The following is a 22,148-nucleotide window of genomic DNA, read 5'->3' on the forward strand; positions in this document are numbered from 1 at the left end:
TTATAATTTTTCCTTTATAAACAGAAAATGTAACAATGGTATAACACTATTATATCAATAGTTAAACAACCAAAGAGCTTAAAATAGATTTTTATAATAATTGATTTTATATAATAATTCATTGCAGGTATAAAACTATATTAAAATAGTTATAAGTGAGTGAAATTCTGCTATTAATTATATAAGGCTAATATGAATTTTTTTACAAAAATTTAATCGATTGATTTAAACTTAATCCATTTTCAGGTAAAATAATTATAGAATATATTATTTCCATATTGTTGGAATTTTTAAGTTTTACTTCTAAACTAAAATAAAGGAAATGAATATATAGACAACACCTATATAAATAGTTTTAGTGAAATAAAATAATAATTCATTGCCTATAAACAGTATTATTAGAATTTTCTATTTTCTGTAGCTAAGGTTTTATTAATCATATTTACTTTCGGAACAAATACACTAAAAAAATCCAAAAATATTACGATAATATAGTAACTAGAGTTTACGGGAATATGTGCTTGGAAGGGTGAATAGTCTTGCTAATTTATGAGAACGATTACATACAATTATTAGAGGAACAAACAAAAGTTTATATCCAAGTGAATAAAGAAGGCTTTTCTTTAAAAGATTTTGATATGATTTTAAAAAAGAATCCGCGCATAAAATTAACAAGTTTTGCGAATTTAAGAAAGGCTTTAAATACTGTGGGGAGTGAACAAGTCGAAATTGGTGCTTGGCTACTACCATTAGAAATTGTTGTATCAAGAGATCGAATGCTTGCCACTATGTATATTAATGAGGATCCAACGACCATCTTCCAAGATGATGACAATTTGAATAAGCAAATCAGAGAAGTTGCGGAAAATGTCGGGGTTACATTTGGTCTTCATACCTTATCATTAAATGATGTGAAATCTGGAAAACCTGTAACAGTGGCTGCAGGATTACCGCCACAAAAGGGACCGGATGCTAAAATAACGTACTTAGAAATTCCAGAGAGAAAGCCTCAAATTTTGGAGAGTGGCCGTGCAGATTACTATGATATGAATTTTATCTTTGAAATCGAACAAGATGCATGGTTAGGAGAAAAAATCCCAGCAAAGCCTGGAATACCAGGTAAGAATGTACTTGGCGAAACAATTCCAGCAATTGATGGTAAGGACATTCCATTAAAATATGATGCTAGTTCCATTTATGAACAAGAAGTCGATGGTAAGATTATTATTAGAGCAAAGAATAATGGGGTAATTGATAACACAAACGAAAAATTAGCGATTAATAAGCATCTTCAGATTAAAAAAGATGTCGGTTTAGAAACAGGAAATTTAAAATTTGATGGATCGATTACGATCAGTGAAACCGTTGTTGCAGGTTTCTCTGTAGAAGCTACTGGAGATATTTCAATTGAAGGAATTGAAGGAGTAACTGGAGCTAAACTGATTGAATCTAAATATGGTGATATCTATATTCGTGGTGGGATTTTTGGAAATGGTGAGACCGTTGTACGTGCAGGGGGCAATATTTACGTAAAACATACAAATGATAGTACGCTACAAGCTTCAAAAGATATTTTTATAGGCTCTTATTCCATGGATTCCAATCTTAAGGCACAAAATATTTTTGTCAATGAACAAAGTGGCAAAATTATTGGCGGTTCTGCGGAAGCTACAAATTCTATCAACGCTGCCATTTCAGGAAATAGGTTAGAAAGAAAGACAGAGCTAATCCTTACTCTACCAGACCGAAAAGAAAGTGCTAAAATTATCAAAGATAAAAAAGATAAAATTATGGAGATTGAAAAGGAAATTGCGCATTTAGATGAGAAAGTATTTTCTCTTAAACCATTTTTAGAACAAATGAACGAAATTCAACGAAAAACATATGATGATACTATCGAAACGATTCATAAAAAGGAATCTGAGTTAAATCAATTAGAAACAGAAATAAACAGTATTTTCCAACAACTAAAAAGCACGGGAGATGAGAACATTAATATTACTAAAGAAGCTTTTCCTGGTACTGTTATTCAAATTGGGAAGAAGTCAACTATATTGAATAGCTCGACTTGTGGAAAATTCACCTTGGAAAATGGCGAGCTGAATGTCTAGACCATTAGTCTTCGCACATCGTGGTGCTTCAGCTTATGCGATTGAAAATTCCCTTGATGCTTTTCAACTAGCCTTAGAATTGCAAGCAGATGGGTTAGAACTTGATATTCAAATGACAAAGGATCAAATACCGGTCGTAGTACACGATTACAATTTGAGAAGATTGACGGGCAAAAACGCATTAGTATCCGATCTAACTTTAAAAGAACTCAAATCCTTGAAGGTTGGTAAGCTTTTTATAAGAAGATTTAGAGGACCAGCGATTTTAACATTTGAGGAATTTCTATCTTGGCATTCAAGGACAAAAGTACCGTTAAATATTGAGCTTAAAGAATCTTTTATAGAGAATTCCAATGCATTAAAAACAACAGTAGAAAGATGTATGGAAATCCCGTATATTCATTTTTCCTCATTTCATCTAGACCTTCTTAAAAATGTCAAAAGGCTAGCACCAAACATAGAAACAGCCTTTATCGCTACAAAATTATTGAATTGGGACGAGTTAGATCAATTGCCTTATATCGATACGATTCATGCCAACAAAACTTGGTATTACAAAGAACGATATTTAGATGCCTGTTTTCGTCATCATAAAAAATGCAGATTTTACAATATCCACGGTAATGAAAAATACATTACATCACCACATAAAAACGTGATTGGATGGATTACTGACTATCCTGAAATAGTCCGAGCAGCACAAAGAAAAGTATAAAAGCCTCTATGGGATATGAAATTCCGTAGAGGCTTCGCATTTTCTATCATTCAATTTTATTTCTTCTTAGAATATTTTGTTGCTACTCGTCCATTTTTTCGATCTCTGTTTAATAAGTATCCTGCAAAAAAACCAAATCCTATTAAAAATAAGATAATTCCAATTGTAAATTGCAACCATAGGTAAGGTATGGGATCAGCTAATTTTGCAAAAAAAGTATCGCGCATTAATTTTATCCCGGTTGCAGCCATAATGGCGGGAATGGCTAATATGATAAAAGCTATAAAACGACCCATTTCGTTCAACTCCTCTAATCTTTTATATTCTCACGTGTATTGTATAGATTGTCAAGCGTATCAACATTCGATACTATAATATCAATAATTATAGGAAAATACTTGAACTAAAATAGATAGGAAGTGAAAAAATTTGCATAGAATAATGATAGTAGGTGCAGGCAATGGGGGAACGGCTATCTTACGGTTATTGGGACACGCATCTAAATGGCAAACCGTAGCAGTTATAGATATCAAGGACGATGCCAGTGGAATCATTGAGGCAAAGAAAATGGGCATTCAAACGGGAAATGACTGGCGAAGTTTTTTACAAGATTCAATTGAAATGGTCATTGATGTAACTGGTGATCACAAAGTTTTTGAAGAGTTAAGGGCGACTTTACCAAAAGAAACAATGTTGATACCGGGTGGATTCGCTGAAATTATTGTACAACTATTACAAGAAAAAGATTACTATATTCAGAAACTGCAATCTTTCTCAAAGCGACAACAAATTATATTTAATTCGATTGAAGAGGGTATGATAAGTATTAATCCTTCAGGAATTGTCACTTTTTTTAACCAAAGTGCACAACGAATTACAGGAATCTCAATGGATGAAGCAATAGGTCAACATATAGATGTTGTCATTCCAAATAGCGGATTAAATAGAGTCATAGAAACTGGTCAAGCTGAAACCAATCAGGAACTACTATTAAAAACGGGCAAAAAAATTGTCACTTCCAGATTTCCAATGTTGGATGAACATTCGATGCAAATCGGTGCATTTGCCATCTTCAAGGATATTAGCGAAGTAGTATCTTTAGCCGAAGAAATTACAGATTTAAAAGAAATCAAAACGATGCTAGAAGCAATTATCCAATCGAGTGACGATGCTATTTCTGTAGTGGATGAACAAGGCCGAGGTATTCTTGTAAATCCTGCGTATACAAGAATTACAGGGCTTCCTCCAGAGGAAATCATCGGAAAGCCAGCTACAACAGATATCTCCGAGGGTGAAAGTATGCATCTTAAAGTAATTGAAACGAAAAAGCCAATTCGTGGTGTCAATATGCGTCTAGGACCGAGTATGCGGGAAGTTATCGTGAATGTGGCACCTATTATCGTAGAAAATGAACTAAAAGGTAGTGTAGGTGTTATTCATGATGTCACAGAAATGCGTTCGCTTGCCCAGGAATTAAACAAAGCAAAAACAATTATTAGATCTTTAGAGTCAAAATATGTATTTGATGATATCATCGGTAATTCGGAAGAAATGACATTGGCTATAGAACAAGCAAAATTGGCTGCTAAAACGCCTGTCACGGTGTTTTTAAGAGGAGAATCAGGAACTGGAAAGGAATTATTTGCTCATGCCATTCATAGTGAAAGTAACCGGCATTATGAAAAGTTTATCCGCGTAAATTGTGCAGCAATTGCAGAAAACTTATTAGAAAGTGAACTATTTGGTTATGAAGACGGAGCCTTTACGGGTGCGAAAAAAGGAGGAAAGCGGGGCCTTTTTGAAGAAGCAAATGGTGGTAGTATCTTCTTAGATGAGATTGGGGAATTATCGTTAAATACACAAGCTAAATTATTAAGAGTTCTACAGGAAAGAGAAATTGTGCGAGTAGGTGGTGTAAAACCAATTCCGATTGATGTTCGTATTATTGCTGCAACGAATGTCAATATGGAAAAGGCGCTACATGATCATACTTTTCGTGAAGATCTATATTATCGATTAAATCGAATGCCGATTTATATCCCGCCATTACGAAATCGATTACAGGATATACCACAACTTGTAGAGCGTTTGTTGACAAAGCTAAATCGTGAATATGGGAGAAATGTGACCACGGTTTCACCAGCGGTTATTCCAAAACTACAATCCTACAATTGGCCTGGTAATGTCCGTGAATTAGAAAATGTCATTGGGCGGGCTATGATTTTCATGCCAATTTCTGAAACAGAAATACATGAACGTTTTGTTCAAATTTCTAGTAATCAGAATGATTTTGCTGAAAACGATAAGGCTCTGAAGATCATTCAAGGTTCACTCGAAGAAATCATGCATCGTCATGAAAAACAAATTATTGAACAAGCATTAGAAACCTGTCAATACAATAAAACAAAGACGGCTCATATGCTCAATATTTCGATTAGAAGTTTATATTATAAATTAGAAAAATATGGTCTTGCATAAAATGGCGCGCAACAAATTGCACATTGCGCAAAATATTGCACGGAATTTAAAAGCCTACCTTAAATGAAATTCATTTAAGGTAGGCTTTTTACATTTGGCATGCTTCTTGCATTAAATAATGGTAACTGGGATTTATAAAAACCAGAAATAGTTCACAACTTCAAAGGGGGACATATCAATGGAAATCTTCAAGTATATGGAAAAATATGATTATGAACAAATTGTAATGTGTCAAGATCAATCTTCAGGGTTAAAAGCAATTATTGCTATACATGATACAACACTAGGGCCTGCGCTTGGTGGTACAAGAATGTGGACTTATGCATCAGAAGCGGATGCTATAGAAGATGCGCTACGATTGGCTCGTGGTATGACATATAAAAATGCAGCAGCTGGTTTAAATCTAGGTGGTGGAAAAACGGTTATTATGGGTGATCCATTCAAAGATAAAAATGATGAAATGTTTCGTGCGCTCGGTAGATTTATACAAGGATTGAATGGCCGTTATATTACAGCGGAGGATGTTGGTACAACAGTTGCTGATATGGATTTGATTCATGAAGAGACCGATTATGTCACTGGTATTTCTCCTGCATTTGGGTCATCAGGTAACCCATCACCAGTAACGGCATATGGTGTATATGTAGGGATGAAAGCGGCTGCAAAAGAGGCGTTTGGTAGCGATAATTTGAAAGGTAAAAAAATTGCTGTTCAAGGGCTTGGTAATGTTGCTTATACATTGTGTCAGTATTTATATGAAGAAGGGGCAGAATTGATTGTAACAGATATTAATGAACTAGCTGTAACACGAGTTGTAGAAGAATTTGGTGCAACAGCTGTAGAACCACATGAAATATATAAACAAGAAGTGGATATTTTCTCACCATGTGCATTAGGTGCAATTATTAATGATCAAACCATCCCACAACTGAAAGCAAAAGTGATTGCCGGATCTGCTAACAATCAGCTTCAACATTCAGTACATGGCCAGATATTACATGAAACAGGCATTGTTTACGCGCCAGATTACGTTATTAATGCTGGCGGTGTGATTAATGTTGCAGATGAGTTATATGGCTATAATCGTGAACGTGCGATGAAAAGAGTGGAAGGTATTTATGATAGCATAGCTAAAATTATAGCAATATCAAAAAGAGATAATATACCGACCTATTTGGCTGCCAACCAATTAGCAGAAGATCGTATCAATCGAATTTCAAAATCACGAAGCACATTTTTGCGTAATGAAAAGAATATTCTATCAAATAGAGAAAGAGATTAGAAGATATAAATCAGGTGACTTTTAAAATAAGTATGCTATAATTTAGTACCAGGTAATAAAAATATAACTGTCATGTTTGATAGTGCTATTATTTATTTGAATATGACAGTTATCACGTTTTATATATAAAATTTAATGATATAACTAATAGGGAAATATAAAAATAGGAGTGTGTTCTTATGGCTAAGAATTATGACCTTGTCATATTAGGAGGAGGACCAGGAGGTTATGTTGCAGCTATTCGTGCCGCACAACTCGGCCTTTCTACTGCCATTGTGGAACAAAGTAAACTAGGGGGTACTTGTTTACATAAAGGATGTATTCCAAGTAAAGCTTTGCTACGCAGTGCGGAAGTCTATCGGACAACAAAAGAGCAAGCTCATACATTTGGTGTGGAAGCATATGATATAAAATTTAACTTTGAACAGGCTCAAAAACGCAAAAATGGAATTGTTGATCAATTACATAAAGGCGTTCAAGGCTTGATGAAAAAAGGAAAAATTGATGTATATAAAGGCTATGGAAGAATATTAGGACCATCTATTTTTTCACCGATGTCTGGTACTATTTCGGTGGAATTTGAAGATGACCGTGAAAATGAAATGCTCATTCCGAAAAATGTCATCATTGCAACAGGATCCAGACCAAGAGGCTTAAAAGGTTTGACACCAGATAGCAAAACAATATTAACATCAGATGATTTAATGTCATTGGAACAGTTACCACAATCATTAATCATTGTGGGTGGTGGCGTAATCGGGATTGAATGGGCATCAATGTTACATGATTTTGGTGTAGAAGTAACGATTGTTGAATATTCCGATGCTATTTTGCCAACAGAAGATTATGATGTTCAAAAATTAATGACAACTTCGTTTGAAAAAAGGGGTATCCGTGTTTTAACCAATGCCAATATACTTCCGGAAACACTGCAAGCAAATGCTGATCACATTGAGATATCAGCTGAAGTGAATGGTTCACAGCAAAAATTATCCGCAGAAAAATTATTATTATCAGTTGGCAGACAAGCAAATGTAGAAAATATCGGTCTAGATAATACAGATATTGAAGTACACCGCGGATTTGTAGAAGTAAATGAACATTATCAAACAAAAGAAACTCATATCTATGCAATTGGTGATGTTATTGGTGGTTTGCAACTTGCTCATGTTGCATCTCATGAAGGAATCCATGCAGTGGAACATATTGCTGGATATCAACCTGAGAAAATTGAACTTCATAAGATAGCACGTTGTATTTATGGTAGTCCAGAAGTTGCAAGCATTGGTTTTACAGAAAAACAAGCAAAAGAACAGGGTTTAGAAATCGCCATAGGTAAATTTCCATTTGCTGCTATTGGAAAAGCGCTTGTTTACGGTGAAACAGAAGGATTTGTGAAAATAATCGCAGACAAAAAGTCGGATGATATTGTCGGGATACATATCATTGGTGCTCATGCAACAGAACTTATATCCGAAGCAAGTCTTGCGATGTTAGTAGATGCGACTCCGTGGGAAATGTCAGCACATATCCACCCACATCCGTCGCTTTCAGAAGCAATTGGAGAAGCAGCTTTAGCTGTTGAAGGAAAAGCGATTCATCAGTAAAGGAGAGATGAGAAAATGACTGAAAACAGACATGCTGCATTAGGTTTATCAGATGAAAAAGTACTTGAAATGTATAGAACAATGCTATTAGCACGACGAATAGATGAAAGAATGTGGCTTCTAAATCGCGCAGGTAAAATCCCATTTGTTATTTCTTGTCAAGGCCAAGAAGCAGCACAAGTAGGGGCGGCTTATGCATTAGACAACGAAAAAGATTATATCGCGCCTTATTATCGAGATATGGGGGTTGTCCTTCGTTTCGGAATGACTACACAAGAACTAATGCTATCTGCTTTCGCAAAAGCAGAAGACCCAAACTCCGGTGGTAGACAAATGCCAGGACACTTTGGACAAAAGAAAAATCGTATTATAACAGGCTCATCACCCGTAACAACACAAGTACCCCATGCAGTAGGGGTAGCTTTGGCTAGTAAAATGCAAAAGAAAGATTTTGTGACATTTGTAACTCTAGGTGAAGGATCCTCTAACCAAGGTGATTTCCACGAAGGGGCTAATTTTGCGGGCGTTCATAAACTACCGGTTATTATTATGGTAGAAAATAATCGCTATGCTATATCTGTTCCGTTAAAAAAACAACTTGCTTGTGAAAATGTATCTGATCGTGCCAAAGGGTATGGAATGCCAGGTGTAACGGTAGATGGTAATGATCCAATTGAAGTTTATAAAGTAGTAAAAGAAGCAGCTGATCGAGCGAGAGAGGGGAAAGGACCAAGTCTTATCGAAACAGTTTGCTATCGTTTGACTGCGCATTCATCTGATGATGATCAACGTCAATATCGGACAGAAGAAGATTTAGCAGAAGGAAAAGCACATGATCCGATTATGAGATTCTCAAATTACTTAAAAGAATTGAACATTTTAACATCAGAACTTGAAGAGAAAATGCAAAATGACATCATGGCTGAAATTGATGAAGCTACTGAATATGCAGAACAGGCCCCATATGCAGCACCTGAGCATGCATTAAAATACGTTTATGCAGAACAGGAGGAAGTATAAAAATGGCCGTTTTATCTTATATTGATGCAATTACACTTGCGATGAAAGAAGAAATGGAAAGAGATGAACGAGTTTTTATCCTTGGTGAAGATGTTGGTCGTAAAGGTGGCGTATTCAAAGCAACAAACGGCTTATATGAACAATTTGGCGAAGACAGAGTAATCGATACACCATTAGCAGAATCTGCAATAGCAGGTGTCGGAATTGGTGCTGCTATGTATGGCTTAAGACCAATTGCAGAAATGCAATTTGCTGATTTTATCATGCCAGCTGTCAACCAAATCGTTTCTGAAGCAGCAAAAGTTCGCTATCGTTCAAATAATGATTGGAATTGTCCAATGGTCATTCGTGCACCTTTTGGTGGTGGTGTTCATGGAGCACTTTATCATTCACAATCTGTTGAAGCAGTATTTGCGAACCAACCAGGGTTAAAAATTGTCATTCCATCTACTCCATACGATGCAAAAGGCTTATTAAAAGCTGCAATTCGTGATGATGATCCTGTATTATTTTTCGAACATAAAAGAGCATATCGTTTGATCAAAGGCGAAGTTCCTGATGACGACTATACCATTGAAATTGGGAAAGCAGACGTAAAACGTGAAGGCGATGATATTACGGTTATTACGTATGGCTTAGGTGTGCATTTTGCATTGCAAGCAGCTGAAAGAATTGAAAAAGATGGAATTAGCGCACATATATTAGATTTGCGAACAATCTATCCACTCGATCAAGAAGCTATTATTGAAGCTGCGAAGAAAACGGGAAAAGTTCTTCTAATTACAGAAGACACTAAAGAAGGCAGTGTAATGAGTGAAGTAGCAGCAATTATCGCGGAATATGCTTTATTTGATTTGGATGCACCGATTAAACGCTTAGCAGGACCAGATGTACCAGCTATGCCTTACGCGCCAACAATGGAAAAATTCTTTATGATTAGTCCTGAAAAAGTAGAACAGGCCATGCGCGAATTGGCAGCATTTTAGTGCTAAGGAGGGGAATAATATGACCATACAAAATATTACAATGCCACAACTTGGTGAAAGTGTTACAGAAGGTACAATTGAAAAATGGCTGATCAAACCTGGTGACCAAGTAAAAAAATACGATGCTTTAGCTGAAGTTCAAACAGACAAGGTGACAGCAGAATTACCATCATCATTCACAGGGACAATATCTGAACTAATCGCGCATGAAGGCGATACAATTGAAGTGGGTAAGATCGTTTGTACCATCGAAATTGAAGATGCTGTTGTAAACCCACCAACAGTAACTACTCATTCAAAAGAAAGTTCTAACGAAGATCAAAATACTAATACTTCGAACGAAAAATCAATGAAAACAAGATATTCACCAGCTGTTGTACGCTTAGCTTCAGAACATCAAATTGACCTCACGCAAGTAGAAGGTAGCGGCGCTTCTGGACGAATAACACGAAAAGATATCCAAAAGATTATTGAAACGGGTAATATTCCTAAAGCGACAAAACAAAAGGTGGAACAACCAAATATAGCCACGCAACAAGTTATACCTGAAGTGAAGTTAACAAATCACATAGAAACGCAGCCATCAAGCATCGGTGATATTGAAATCCCAGTATCAGGTGTTCGACGTGCAATTGCCAAGAACATGGTGATGAGTACACAAGAAATACCGCATGCCTGGATGATGATGGAAGTGGATGTCACTGATTTAGTAAGTTATCGCGATTCGATAAAAGAGGATTTTAAAAAGAAAGAAGGATATAATCTTACGTACTTTGCTTTCTTTGTAAAAGCAGTTTCCCAAGCTTTAAAAGAGTTTCCAATGATGAATTCACAATGGCAAGGTGACAAAATTATTCAGAAAAAGGATATCAACCTTTCTATTGCTGTAACAACAGAAGATGCATTGTATGTTCCAGTTATTCATCATGCAGATGACAAGTCGATTAAAGGTATCGCAAAAGAGGTCCATGAACTTGCCATTAAAGTACGAAGCGGCAAGTTGAAATCCGAAGATATGCAAGGTGGAACATTCACTGTAAATAACACAGGTTCATTTGGCTCTGTTCAATCGATGGGTATTATCAATTATCCACAGGCAGCGATATTACAAATAGAATCTATTGTAAAACGTCCTGTAATTATGAACGGTGGAATGTTTGCTGCAAGAGATATGGTGAATATTTGTTTATCCATTGATCATAGAATTTTAGATGGATTCGTAAGCGGGAAATTTCTAGCTCGTGTAAAAGAAATTCTCGAAAATATATCAAAAGACACAACTTCAATCTATTGATAGATGTCTGAAGACCGTAATATTACGGTTTTCAGACTTTTTTTTCTTTTATGAAGTCACATTGTTGTGTAAAATAGTAATAGAATCACTGAAGGGGGGAAGCGTCATCGCGTCCGTATGACAAACATGAAAGAAGTAGAATTTAAAAAACCTTCTTACGATGAATGGCAAGAAGCATCGATTAAGGCTCTTAAAGGAAAACCTTTTGAATCATTATTTACAAAAACAATTGAGGGGATTACTCTTGAACCTTTATACACAACTGAAAGCCTAATGGCAAAAGTTGACGGGAAATTAGAGGAACAAGTATCAACTATTCGAGCAATGCAAGTGGATAGTGCATTTACTGTAGCTCAAGCAGCATATGGAGATTCGATTGAAGAATTCATCGCTCAAACAGAGGATTCGTTTGAACGAGGTAACCAATATGTTACAGTTGGCAAAGTGAAATTTGAATGGAATGAAAATGCATTAAAACAATTAGCAGCATTACTTGAAAAACATCCATTTGTTATCAATGTTGTTGATCCAGCAGTTGTTGACGTATTTAAATATGTTGAGAATAAAGATATTTCAGGCTTTATCATTTCAAAAGAGGAACAAACTATTCTGGATTTTCCGAATGTTCGAAAGTTAAACGCTTACATTCAAGATGCGCATTATCAAGGTGCAAATGCAGTTCAAGAATTAGCGATTGCATTAGCTAAAGCAAGTGAGTTAGCTAACAACATGGAATTCGCTGAATTTGAAAAACAATTTTTCGTATCCTTCGCAATCGATACAAAATTCTTTATGGAAATCGCAAAAATCCGTGCATTTAGAGTATTATGGAAGGCTTTTGCAAAAGCTTATGGTGTAGAAAATCCTCAACCAGTTAAAATTTTTGCAGAAACATCTTTACGTAGCTTTTCAAAATTAGATGTTTATGTAAATCTTTTACGTGCCGGAAATGAAGCATTTTCTGCTGTATTAGGTGGAGCGGACGTGGTGACAGTTCATCCTCATGATGTACTAACTAAACCAACAAACCAATCAATTCGTATCGCACGTAACGTATCCTTAGTGATTAAAGAAGAATCTCATATAACGCAAGTTCTAGATCCTGCTGGCGGTTCTTATTACGTTGAATCATTGACTCATGAGTTAGTGAAAAAGGCTTGGGCGAAATTTGTCGAAATCGAGGAAGCTGGCGGCTATAGCGCATATGCTGAATCAGGAAAACTTCAAAAAGAACTTGACGAAATGATGGCAAAACGTATCAACGATGTAGAACGTCGCAAAACTGTTTTAGTTGGTACAAATAATTTCGCAAATGCGAACGAAGAAGTACCATCAGAATCATTCTATGAAGTAAATCGAATTGCAAAACCATTCGAAGAACTTCGACAACAATTCAAACAATCACCGGTACATGTTGCGATTTTAACATATGGAATTCTCAAAAATATTAAACCACGTACTGACTTTGTAAAAGGTATATTCGCGACTGCAGGTATTACTGCAGAAGTAACAGATCCATTTACAGATATCGAAAAAGCAAAAGAGTGGTTATCAAATACGACAGCTGACTATGTAGTATTTAGTGCAACTGATGACGATACAAAAGAAGTCATTCCTGCATTATTAGCTTCAAAACCAGGACATATATTATTAGATGCTGCGGGTAAATTTGATGAAGATTGGGAAGAACAAGGACTAAATGGTTTTGTCTTCGCTGGTCAAAATATTATTGAGAAATTACAAGGCATCCAAGATACCTTGAAGGAGGTTCAACGATGAGCAAGCCAAATTTTGCTGATATTTCGATAGAAGAAGTTTTAAAAACAGAAGAAGTTCCTGTTTCAGATAAAACATTTCATACAAATGAAAATATTGAAGTGAAAAATGTATATACGAAAGAAGATTACAAAGGATTAAAACATCTAAATGATGTAGCTGGAATTGCTCCAAATACACGTGGACCTTATCCGACAATGTATGTAGGACGTCCTTGGACAATCCGTCAATACGCAGGTTTCTCTACAGCTGAAGAATCAAATGCTTTCTATCGTCGTAACCTTGCGATGGGTCAAAAAGGTTTATCAGTTGCATTTGACCTTGCAACACACCGTGGCTATGACTCAGATCACCCTCGCGTAACAGGTGATGTTGGTAAAGCCGGCGTTGCAATCGACTCAGTAGAAGATACAAAAATTCTATTTGATGGTATTCCACTTGATCAAATGTCTGTATCCATGACGATGAATGGTGCGGTACTACCTGTTCTTGCGTTTTATATTGTAACAGCAGAAGAACAAGGCGTAACACCTGATAAATTATCAGGTACAATCCAAAATGACATTTTAAAAGAATATATGGTTCGTAACACATATATTTATCCTCCAGAAATGTCTATGAAGATTATCGCTGATATTTTTGAATATACATCAAAATTCATGCCGAAATTTAACTCAATCTCTATTTCTGGTTACCATATTCAAGAAGCTGGGGCTACGAATGATATTGAACTTGCATACACACTAGCAGATGGTCTTGAATATGTTCGTACAGGATTAAAAGCAGGCATTGATATCGATAAATTTGCTCCACGTTTATCTTTCTTCTGGGCAATCGGTATGAACTATTACATGGAAATTGCGAAAATGCGTGCAGCTCGTCGAATTTGGGCACAAATGATGTCTACATTCAATCCGAAAAATCCAAAAACATTAGCATTACGTACTCACTCACAAACTTCTGGTTGGTCTTTAACAGAGCAAGATCCATTTAACAACGTGACACGTACACTAATCGAAGCAAACGCAGCAACAATGGGACATACGCAATCCCTTCATACAAATGCACTTGATGAAGCAATTGCTCTACCGACTGATTTCTCAGCTCGAATTGCGCGTAATACGCAATTGTTCTTGCAAAACGAAACAGGTATGACGAAAACAATCGATCCATGGGGCGGTTCATACTATGTTGAAAAACTTACAGATGAACTAACTCAATCCGCTTGGAAATTGATCGAAGAAATTGAGGATCTTGGCGGTATGGCAAAAGCGATCGAAACAGGTCTACCAAAGATGAAGGTCGAAGAAGCAGCAGCAAAACGCCAAGCAAAAATTGACTCAAAAGCAGAAACGATTATAGGTGTGAACAAATATCGTCTTACAGAAGAAGAACCGATTGAAATTTTAGATATTGATAATACATTAGTACGTCAATCTCAAATTGACCGTATTAACAAAATGAAAGCTGAGCGAGACGATGCAGAAGTGAAACGCCACTTAGCACGCCTAACAAAAGCTGCTGAAACAGGCGAAGAAAACTTACTTGCTGTTGCAGTAGATGCAGCTCGTGCACGTGCAACACTAGGCGAAATTTCAGATGCTATTGAAAAAGTATCTGGACGTCACAAAGCAGTTATTCGCTCAATTAGTGGGGTGTACGCTACGAACTATTCAGATGAAGATGCGATTAAAGAAATAAAACAAATGACTGACGAATTCCTAGAAAATGAAGGTCGTCGTCCACGTATTCTAGTAGCAAAAATGGGTCAAGATGGTCATGACCGTGGTGCGAAAGTAGTTGCAACTGCTTACGCTGATTTCGGTTTTGACGTTGATATTTCACCATTATTTATGACACCAGAAGAAACAGCTCAAATGGCAGTAGAAAATGATGTTCATGTTGTAGGTGTTTCTTCACTTGCTGCGGGTCACAAAACATTGGTTCCTGAACTTGTTGCAGAATTGAAAAAATTAGGTCGTGAAGATATTATCGTTATTGTTGGTGGAGTTATTCCAGCACAAGATTATGATTTCTTATATGAACATGGTGCAGCTGCAATCTTTTGACCTGGTACTGTATTGCCAATCGCATCACAAAAAATGCTTGAAATCATATACAAAAACTTGGGCTATGAGGAAGCTTAATGCCTGATAAAGAATCCGCGCTTTTTGTACAACCAGGTGTTAAAGCGATTCACGATGGTATGGAGCCAACAAAGCGAAAAAAGTTTGTGAAGAAAAAGAAAGAAAAGCAAGATTTGGATGAGTTAGCGTCAGAGGTTCGAGAAGGTTCTCGCTTACATTTAGCCAAAGCCATCACACTTTTAGAAAGTTCGAATGTTGATGATAAAGTAGAGGGGCAGGAGTTATTAAAAAAACTCCTCCCTTATACAGGAAATTCTATTCGAATTGGAATTACCGGTGTACCTGGTGCAGGAAAGAGTACGTTTATCGAAGCCTTTGGAAAAATGCTTTGTAGTCAAGGTCACAAAGTAGCGGTACTAGCCATTGACCCGAGTTCAACTGTTACCGGTGGTAGTATTTTAGGAGATAAAACAAGGATGGAAGAATTATCTCGTGAGAAGAATGCTTTCATCCGTCCGTCTCCTTCTGCTGGTACACTTGGTGGCGTACACAAAAAAACGCGTGAAACCATGCTTTTATGTGAAGCTGCTGGCTATGACATTATTTTGATCGAAACCGTTGGCGTTGGGCAAAGTGAAACCATTGTCCGTGGCATGGTAGATTTCTTCCTTTTACTAGTCTTGACTGGTGCGGGTGACGAACTACAAGGCATGAAAAAGGGAATTATGGAACTTGCAGATACAATTCTAGTGCATAAAGCAGATGGTGATAATATCCGCAATGCCAAAAAAACAGCTGCAGAATACAAACAAATTCTTCATCTGTTACAACCCGCAACGCCAGGCTGGACAACTCGCTCTTTGACAGCATCCTCTTATGAAAATAAGGGATTAGACAAAGTACTTGAAACTATCTTAGAATTCCAAAAACAAGGATTAGAAAATGGGGTTTGGGATAGTCGTCGAAGTAAACAAACGACCGATTGGTTCCAATCCATGATTCACGATCACTTAATCGATTCCTTCTACGGAAATCCCGATAGAAAGAATCAGGTACAAACCTTAGAACAACAAATACTAAATGGACAAATCACTGTCGCACAAGGTGTCGAGCAGTTATTTCCAAAAGAGGCTGAGTAATTTTTACTCAGTTTTTTTTGTTTGAGTATAAAGTGATATTTAGGATAATAAGGTAATAATTGTTCGCAGATGAAGATATAAATTGTGCTGAACGCGGAACAATTTTCAAAACCGCGGAACAACCAGTGAAAATCGCGGAACGACAACCGAAAACCGCGGAAGTTACATCAAATATCGCGGATAAACTAGCGGAACAAATAACGGGGTCGCTAGAAAAATTTTTGAATACTTTTTTTACAAGATATTGAAGATATGCATTTACTGAAAAACTAATATTTGGTATAATTTGTTAATGGTTAAAATTAAAACATTTTGTAAATAAAAGGAGGCTTAGAAGTTTTGGATAAGAGAGAAAAAGGAAATATTTTAGGGCTTGTAGCATTATTACCCATCATCATAAATATTGTAATTTTCTTTTTACTAAGAGGGCCTGATGCTGATATATCTGTGATAATCGCCATCTATAGCGTATTATCAATAATTGGTATTGCCCTTGCAATACGTTCTTGGCTTTTGTCGAGACGACTTATTCTTTTAATGACCGGTTTATTAGGAAACGTACTTGTTCTAGGGGTTGCATCTTTATTATTATTAGCGATGGGAATTGGCGAAAAATAAATTATTTAAAACTTTGACGAGCGTTGATCTAAGAATAGGTTAACGCTCTTCAAGTAAAATTTATTGTTAAAGGGAGTCTTATGAAAAAAATATTACAATCAATTAAATTTTTCGGAGTAATTATAGTTTTATTATTAATCATAGCACTTTTTTTCCCTACATGGACTCCGCATAAAAATGGCGAGAAGAGTATTAGTACATTAGAACAAGTAGAGATTAATGGAAGTGGTCATGAAATAATGATTCGCGGTAAAGACCGGCATAATCCGGTTATTATTTTTGTCCATGGGGGACCAGGATGTTCAGAGATACCCTATGCTAAAAAATATCAAGACTTACTAGAAGAAAATTTTACGGTTGTAAATTATGATCAACGGGCAAGTGGAAAATCATATCATTTTTTTGAGGACTATTCGAATCTTTCATCGGAGTTATTAGTGGATGATTTATTAGCTTTAACAGATTACATATCCGAACGTCTTGGCAAAGAAAAAGTAATTCTGATTGGTCATTCGTATGGTACATATATTGCAACACAAGCTGCCTCTAAAGCTCCAAAAAAATATGAAGCCTATATTGGGATTGGTCAGATGAGTGATACAGTAAAAAGTGAGATAGAAACTTTGAACTACTCTATAAATCAGGCTCAAAAAGAGGGAAATAAGGATGATGTTACAGATTTACAAAGGTCAACGGAAAATATTAAAAATGGTGATACATTTACCCCAAGAAATTATGTTGCAAAATACGGGGGCAGTGTAAGACTGATTGATAATCCCGATGGAAATAATCTGGATATGCTATTAAGTAGTGAATATAACTTATTAGATGTTATTCGCTATAACTTTGGAGTATCTTACTCGCAAAATGCTTTGTTAAAAGAAGTATTAAAAAATCCATTACCCACTAAAGTAAAGAAACTTGAAATACCTTGTTATTTTGTTATGGGAAAATATGATTATATGACGACATATAACGAAGCAAAAAACTATTTTGACCGGATTGACGCCAGTCAAAAAGAATTTATCACTTTTGAGAAATCAGCGCATTATCCACAATTTGAAGAGAAGAAAAAGTTTGATAAATGGATGGTTGATACATTTGTTAAATAAAAATATATATATCAGTAAAGTCTACCAATTATCGTTCTTGCATATTCCTTTACTTCTTGCAACGATTGAATTGTCTGTATGTCTTTTTTAATAACTGGCTTTCCAAGCATTTGATGAACCCAAATTTGTTCACAATCGATTACATGAAATAGTGTATGTAAAAAGCTTTTCATCCCACCGATTCGTTCTTTTGTTAACTCTTCATGTGGAATCTTCTCACACCATTCAAACCATTCTTCGCGAACTTTCCAATTATAGTTAAATAACATATTTATCATATTTGAGAGAATCTCCTTCTGTAATTAATATTTTTCTAATAATTGAACAAGAAGTTATCTGGAAATCTTTTAATATAAATTAAGTTATTCAGGAATAGAGATGGTAATTGTATTTGTATTGCGGGTTGGTGTAATCGTTTTTGTAGCTATTGGGTGCTCCTCCTGTTGTTCGGTGGTGTCAGTGCTACCAGACTTTGGTTTACTAAAATATTCATCCATTGATTTCTTGTCTGTTTTATAAATTTTAATCGTATAAGGTACATTGATATATAAGTTTGCAGTTACTTTTTTTTGATCACCTGAAATAAGTGACATATCTTGTGGAGTGATTGCTACTTTATCAGTTTGTTTGCCGTCTGACAGTATCCGAATCAAATAACTTTGTTCGTTATTTGTAGAATCCTTAAGTTCAATGGTGAATTTTACTTTTTCTGAAGTTTCCATGGCATCATCCTTTCCACAGGCAATTAATATCATAGATAATAACAAACAAGATATTATTTGTAATCGATGGAATTTCATAAAAGCCTCCTAAAATAATGAATTTTAAAAATTACAAAAATTTAATAACCATTAAATCGAACAATTTGCATTTATTAATATGAACGACATAAATACTATCTAGCACTTATGCCGTTATATTACCCTTTTTACAAAAACTATAGTAAAACTTTTTGAGTTTCTCTATCAAAAAAATAGATATTTTGAGGATCGATGCTGATGGAGAGGGGTGTTCCAATGTCTATTGGATGCTGCCCACTCCATTTGGCATTCCATGATTCGCCGGGCATGTCAAAGGTAACGTGCGTTTCATGTCCGAGTTGTTCAATACTTCGAACTTGCATTTGTAAGTTCCCACCTAGTTGGATATGCTCAGGACGTATACCTACAAGAAATTCCTTTAGTTGAGGAAGGGAAGAGGAGATTGACTGTGGTAATTCAATTTCCCATTTCTCTTCAATAACTAAGTGTTGCTTATTACAGATGGCTTTCGCGATATTCATTTTTGGTGAGCCGATAAAACGGGCGACAAATACATTCTGAGGATGATTGTATAAATCAAGCGGCTTTCCGATTTGTTGAACGATGCCTTCGTGAAGGACCATAATGCGATCACCCATGGTCATAGCTTCCGTTTGGTCATGGGTGACGTAAAGAATCGTTAGTCCGAGCTTTTGTTGAATACGGCGAATTTCAGTCCTCATTTGTGTTCGAAGCTGAGCATCCAAATTTGATAAAGGTTCATCCATTAAGCAAATAGGTGCATCGTTGACGATTGCACGTGCTAATGCAACGCGCTGTTGCTGGCCACCTGATAATTTATGTGGTTTACGGGATAAAAAGCTTTCTAATCCAGTTAATACTACAGCATCTTTAAGTCGTTCTTCTTGTTCTTTCTTTGCTTTCTTCCTCATTTTTAAATTAAATAGAATATTTTGCTTTACTGTTAGGTGTGGGTAAAGCGCATATTGTTGAAAAACCATCGAAATATGGCGGTTACGGGGTGGTATTTCGTTCATTCTCTGATCATTGATGATAAGCTCACCGTCTGAAATACTTTCTAATCCAGCAATCATATTTAATAATGTACTTTTACCAGAACCTGATGGACCAACGAGCACAAAAAATTCTCCCTTTTGAATATCAACATGAATATCCTTTAGAACGAATTGCTGCTGATTATAGGTTTTCTGTAAATGCTTGAGCTCTATAAAAGCCATACATCTTGCCTCCACTAAATTGATATATAATAGAAGATACTCAAAACGTTTCGTGAATAATTGTTCCTGTTTTAGAAAAGTCATAACCTCCAATTGAACTCAATTCAGAGTGGAATGCTTCAGAAGTTAATATATTCTTTACTTCTTCAATAAGCAGGTTATTTTTTTTAGTTTTTAATAGAACAATATCATAACTTTCATCAATAAACGGCACAAAATCTACATCCACCAATTTAGCTGTTTTTTCTATACCAATCCCAACATTTGCTTCACCATTTGCTACTGCAGTTGCAACACCCAAATGATTCGCTTCTTCTCTGTTATAGCCATTTATTGTCGAAGGTATAATATGATTGATGCGGAGCTGTTCATCTAGAAGTGTGCGTGCACCAGAACCTTTTTCACGGTTCATGATGAAAACATTTGGATTTGCTAAATCTTTAAAGGAACGAATGTTTAGGGGATTGTCCTTTTGAACGTAAAATCCAGCTTTGCGCGATACAACGTTAAATAAAATATAAGGTTGGCTAACGAAAAACTTCTTCACATACGGTACATTATATTCGCCTGTATCGCCATCATATAAATGTAAGCTGGCAATATCTATATCTCCTTTATATAGAGCTATTAATCCATTCAAGCTTCCCTCGTGTGAACGGAGTGTTGTAAAATAATTGTTTTTAGTAATATATTTTCCTAATAAATCAAGTACTAAGTCCTGGCCACTAATAATAATTGTTTGATGATCTCTTGTCATCGGTTTTAACGTAGCATCCGTATTAATAATTTTTTGTTTTCCAATATAAGCTTCTAAATCAAGAGCATCAATTCGCATTTGACGACCAACTCGAAAGACAGGAAGATCTCCTTTTTTCACAAGGTCATATGTAGTGAGTTTGGATACTTTTAATAGTTGTGCTACTTCTTCAATAGTGTAGGAACGTTCCTGTAACATAGCAATCCCTCCAATACTCTTATAGTAACGTATATATTTTGCTTTTGTAAAAAAAGATGATTTTTTATTTTATAATTAATTATAATAAGATATAATAGGTTATAAATAGTTATATCTAATTATAACTTATTATATCTAGTTCTTATTTGCAATAAGGAAGGACAAAACAATGAAAAAGTTTAGTTATTTATTATTTTCGATAATGCTTGTACTTGGCATATTATCTGGCTGCGGTAGTCAAGAACAGCAAAAAAGCAAGGATACATCAAAGGAAAGCCAAGTTGAAATAACTGTGTCAGCAGCAGCAAGTCTGCAAGATGCACTCAATTCACTTAAAACAACGTATGAGAAGGAACATTCTAATGTGAAAATCACCTATAACTTTGGTGGTTCTGGTGCATTACAACAGCAAATTTCACAAGGTGCACCTGTAGATTTGTTCTTCTCGGCAGCAGAAGATAAATTTGATCAACTTGTTAAAGAAGGTCTTATTGAAAAATCACAAGGTGTAGATTTATTATCAAATGATTTAGTTTTAGTCGTTCCTAAAAAGAATGAGACAGGAATTCAAAACTTTCAAGATTTAACAAAGGCAAAAAAAGTGGCACTTGGCACACCTGAAGCAGTACCAGCTGGTCAATATGCGACAGAAACATTAAAAAATATTAAGGTTTGGAATACAGTAAAACCTAAAGTTGTGTACGCAAAAGACGTAAGACAAGTACTAACATATGTTGAAACTGGTAATGTTGATGCAGGAATCGTTTATCGAACAGATGCAATAGTTTCAAAAAAAGCAAAAATTGTCGCTGTAGCTGATGATAAGTCACATACACCGATTATTTATCCACTAGGCATGATTAAAGATAGTCAACATACAAAAGAAACAAAAGCTTTCTATGATTTCCTTCAAAGTAAAAAGGCAATGGATGTTTTTAAAAGCTGTGGCTTTAAAGGAGTAAAATAGTA

Annotated in this window: 18 protein-coding genes and 1 pseudogene; 14 read left to right on the forward strand and 5 right to left on the reverse strand. The window is 35.7% G+C overall.

Annotation, left to right across the window (positions count from 1 at the left end; all coding sequences use genetic code 11):
* The first annotated feature begins 539 nt into the window (after positions 1-539).
* Entirely contained in the window at positions 540-2,111 is a 1,572-nt protein-coding gene (locus D1606_RS04695) for a flagellar assembly protein A (protein WP_119414863.1), read from the forward strand.
* Positions 2,104-2,826 (forward strand): glycerophosphodiester phosphodiesterase, encoded by a 723-nt coding sequence (locus tag D1606_RS04700; RefSeq protein WP_119414864.1) that lies wholly within the window; start codon positions 2,104-2,106, stop codon positions 2,824-2,826. Before D1606_RS04695 ends, D1606_RS04700 begins: the two co-directional genes overlap by 8 nt.
* 56 nt (positions 2,827-2,882) lie before the next feature.
* On the opposite strand, the gene D1606_RS04705 is transcribed toward D1606_RS04700, so the two are convergent.
* On the reverse strand, positions 2,883-3,122 hold the full coding sequence (locus D1606_RS04705; protein ID WP_119414865.1) for a DUF2627 domain-containing protein: 240 nt from the start codon (positions 3,120-3,122) through the stop codon (positions 2,883-2,885).
* Between the two features lie 133 nt (positions 3,123-3,255).
* Between D1606_RS04705 and D1606_RS04710 the strand changes: the two genes are divergently transcribed.
* The 11 genes and pseudogenes from D1606_RS04710 (at position 3,256) to D1606_RS04765 (ending at position 18,225) form a co-directional block, all read left to right on the forward strand.
* The gene (locus tag D1606_RS04710; protein ID WP_119414866.1) at positions 3,256-5,304 is read left to right on the forward strand and encodes a sigma-54 interaction domain-containing protein; all 2,049 of its coding nucleotides are present in this window, start codon (positions 3,256-3,258) and stop codon (positions 5,302-5,304) included.
* Positions 5,305-5,482: 178 nt separating this feature from the next.
* Entirely contained in the window at positions 5,483-6,586 is a 1,104-nt protein-coding gene (locus D1606_RS04715; RefSeq protein WP_119414867.1) for a Leu/Phe/Val dehydrogenase, read from the forward strand.
* 179 nt (positions 6,587-6,765) lie between these two features.
* Positions 6,766-8,193 (forward strand): dihydrolipoyl dehydrogenase, encoded by a 1,428-nt coding sequence (gene lpdA / locus D1606_RS04720; protein ID WP_119414868.1) that lies wholly within the window; start codon positions 6,766-6,768, stop codon positions 8,191-8,193.
* A 15-nt stretch (positions 8,194-8,208) separates the two neighbouring features.
* Positions 8,209-9,213, forward strand: coding sequence for a thiamine pyrophosphate-dependent dehydrogenase E1 component subunit alpha (locus D1606_RS04725; protein WP_119414869.1), 1,005 nt, complete (start codon positions 8,209-8,211; stop codon positions 9,211-9,213).
* Positions 9,214-9,215: 2 nt separating this feature from the next.
* Positions 9,216-10,199: an alpha-ketoacid dehydrogenase subunit beta gene (locus tag D1606_RS04730; RefSeq protein ID WP_119414870.1), complete on the forward strand. Its 984-nt coding sequence runs from the start codon at positions 9,216-9,218 to the stop codon at positions 10,197-10,199.
* Between the two features lie 19 nt (positions 10,200-10,218).
* A complete protein-coding gene (locus D1606_RS04735) occupies positions 10,219-11,493 on the forward strand; it encodes a dihydrolipoamide acetyltransferase family protein (RefSeq protein ID WP_119414871.1) in 1,275 nt (424 codons plus the stop codon).
* Positions 11,494-11,610: 117 nt separating this feature from the next.
* On the forward strand, positions 11,611-13,272 hold the full coding sequence (locus D1606_RS04740) for a methylmalonyl-CoA mutase family protein (protein WP_119414872.1): 1,662 nt from the start codon (positions 11,611-11,613) through the stop codon (positions 13,270-13,272).
* A pseudogene (gene scpA / locus D1606_RS04745) lies at positions 13,269-15,416 on the forward strand (methylmalonyl-CoA mutase). Before D1606_RS04740 ends, scpA begins: the two are co-directional and overlap by 4 nt.
* Positions 15,416-16,495: a methylmalonyl Co-A mutase-associated GTPase MeaB gene (gene meaB, locus D1606_RS04750; protein ID WP_119414873.1), complete on the forward strand. Its 1,080-nt coding sequence runs from the start codon at positions 15,416-15,418 to the stop codon at positions 16,493-16,495. Before scpA ends, meaB begins: the two are co-directional and overlap by 1 nt.
* Before the next feature lie 339 nt (positions 16,496-16,834).
* The gene (locus tag D1606_RS04760; protein ID WP_199670663.1) at positions 16,835-17,113 is read left to right on the forward strand and encodes a hypothetical protein; all 279 of its coding nucleotides are present in this window, start codon (positions 16,835-16,837) and stop codon (positions 17,111-17,113) included.
* 80 nt (positions 17,114-17,193) lie between these two features.
* Complete coding sequence (locus D1606_RS04765) at positions 17,194-18,225, forward strand: alpha/beta fold hydrolase (RefSeq protein ID WP_119414876.1); 1,032 nt, start codon at positions 17,194-17,196, stop codon at positions 18,223-18,225.
* 11 nt (positions 18,226-18,236) lie between these two features.
* On the opposite strand, the gene D1606_RS04770 is transcribed toward D1606_RS04765, so the two are convergent.
* The 4 genes from D1606_RS04770 to D1606_RS04785 form a co-directional block, all read right to left on the reverse strand.
* The gene (locus D1606_RS04770) at positions 18,237-18,503 is read right to left on the reverse strand and encodes a DinB family protein (RefSeq protein ID WP_119414877.1); all 267 of its coding nucleotides are present in this window, start codon (positions 18,501-18,503) and stop codon (positions 18,237-18,239) included.
* Positions 18,504-18,587: 84 nt separating this feature from the next.
* Positions 18,588-19,025: a hypothetical protein gene (locus D1606_RS04775; protein ID WP_119414878.1), complete on the reverse strand. Its 438-nt coding sequence runs from the start codon at positions 19,023-19,025 to the stop codon at positions 18,588-18,590.
* Between the two features lie 137 nt (positions 19,026-19,162).
* Positions 19,163-20,224, reverse strand: coding sequence for an ABC transporter ATP-binding protein (locus D1606_RS04780; RefSeq protein ID WP_119414879.1), 1,062 nt, complete (start codon positions 20,222-20,224; stop codon positions 19,163-19,165).
* A gap of 40 nt (positions 20,225-20,264) precedes the next feature.
* On the reverse strand, positions 20,265-21,179 hold the full coding sequence (locus D1606_RS04785; protein WP_119414880.1) for a helix-turn-helix transcriptional regulator: 915 nt from the start codon (positions 21,177-21,179) through the stop codon (positions 20,265-20,267).
* Positions 21,180-21,348: 169 nt separating this feature from the next.
* Here D1606_RS04785 and modA point away from each other — a divergent pair, with 169 nt between their 5' ends.
* Positions 21,349-22,146 carry a molybdate ABC transporter substrate-binding protein gene (gene modA, locus D1606_RS04790; protein WP_119414881.1) on the forward strand — a complete coding sequence of 266 codons (798 nt, stop codon included), beginning with the start codon at positions 21,349-21,351 and terminating at the stop codon, positions 22,144-22,146.
* Positions 22,147-22,148 lie beyond the last annotated feature (2 nt).

The sequence above is a fragment of the Rummeliibacillus sp. POC4 genome, from assembly GCF_003576525.1.
In the GTDB taxonomy this organism is placed as follows: Bacteria; Bacillota; Bacilli; order Bacillales_A; family Planococcaceae; genus Rummeliibacillus.

Coding starts and splice junctions, on each gene's coding strand:
- D1606_RS04770 (WP_119414877.1), bottom strand. CDS start 18,503: ATGATAAATATGTTATTTAACTATAATTGGAAAGTTCGCGAAGAATGG.
- D1606_RS04705 (WP_119414865.1), bottom strand. CDS start 3,122: ATGGGTCGTTTTATAGCTTTTATCATATTAGCCATTCCCGCCATTATG.
- D1606_RS04765 (WP_119414876.1), top strand. CDS start 17,194: ATGAAAAAAATATTACAATCAATTAAATTTTTCGGAGTAATTATAGTT.
- D1606_RS04700 (WP_119414864.1), top strand. CDS start 2,104: ATGTCTAGACCATTAGTCTTCGCACATCGTGGTGCTTCAGCTTATGCG.
- modA (WP_119414881.1), top strand. CDS start 21,349: ATGAAAAAGTTTAGTTATTTATTATTTTCGATAATGCTTGTACTTGGC.
- D1606_RS04740 (WP_119414872.1), top strand. CDS start 11,611: ATGACAAACATGAAAGAAGTAGAATTTAAAAAACCTTCTTACGATGAA.
- D1606_RS04730 (WP_119414870.1), top strand. CDS start 9,216: ATGGCCGTTTTATCTTATATTGATGCAATTACACTTGCGATGAAAGAA.
- D1606_RS04775 (WP_119414878.1), bottom strand. CDS start 19,025: ATGAAATTCCATCGATTACAAATAATATCTTGTTTGTTATTATCTATG.
- D1606_RS04735 (WP_119414871.1), top strand. CDS start 10,219: ATGACCATACAAAATATTACAATGCCACAACTTGGTGAAAGTGTTACA.
- D1606_RS04785 (WP_119414880.1), bottom strand. CDS start 21,179: ATGTTACAGGAACGTTCCTACACTATTGAAGAAGTAGCACAACTATTA.
- D1606_RS04780 (WP_119414879.1), bottom strand. CDS start 20,224: ATGGCTTTTATAGAGCTCAAGCATTTACAGAAAACCTATAATCAGCAG.
- D1606_RS04725 (WP_119414869.1), top strand. CDS start 8,209: ATGACTGAAAACAGACATGCTGCATTAGGTTTATCAGATGAAAAAGTA.
- D1606_RS04715 (WP_119414867.1), top strand. CDS start 5,483: ATGGAAATCTTCAAGTATATGGAAAAATATGATTATGAACAAATTGTA.
- lpdA (WP_119414868.1), top strand. CDS start 6,766: ATGGCTAAGAATTATGACCTTGTCATATTAGGAGGAGGACCAGGAGGT.
- meaB (WP_119414873.1), top strand. CDS start 15,416: ATGCCTGATAAAGAATCCGCGCTTTTTGTACAACCAGGTGTTAAAGCG.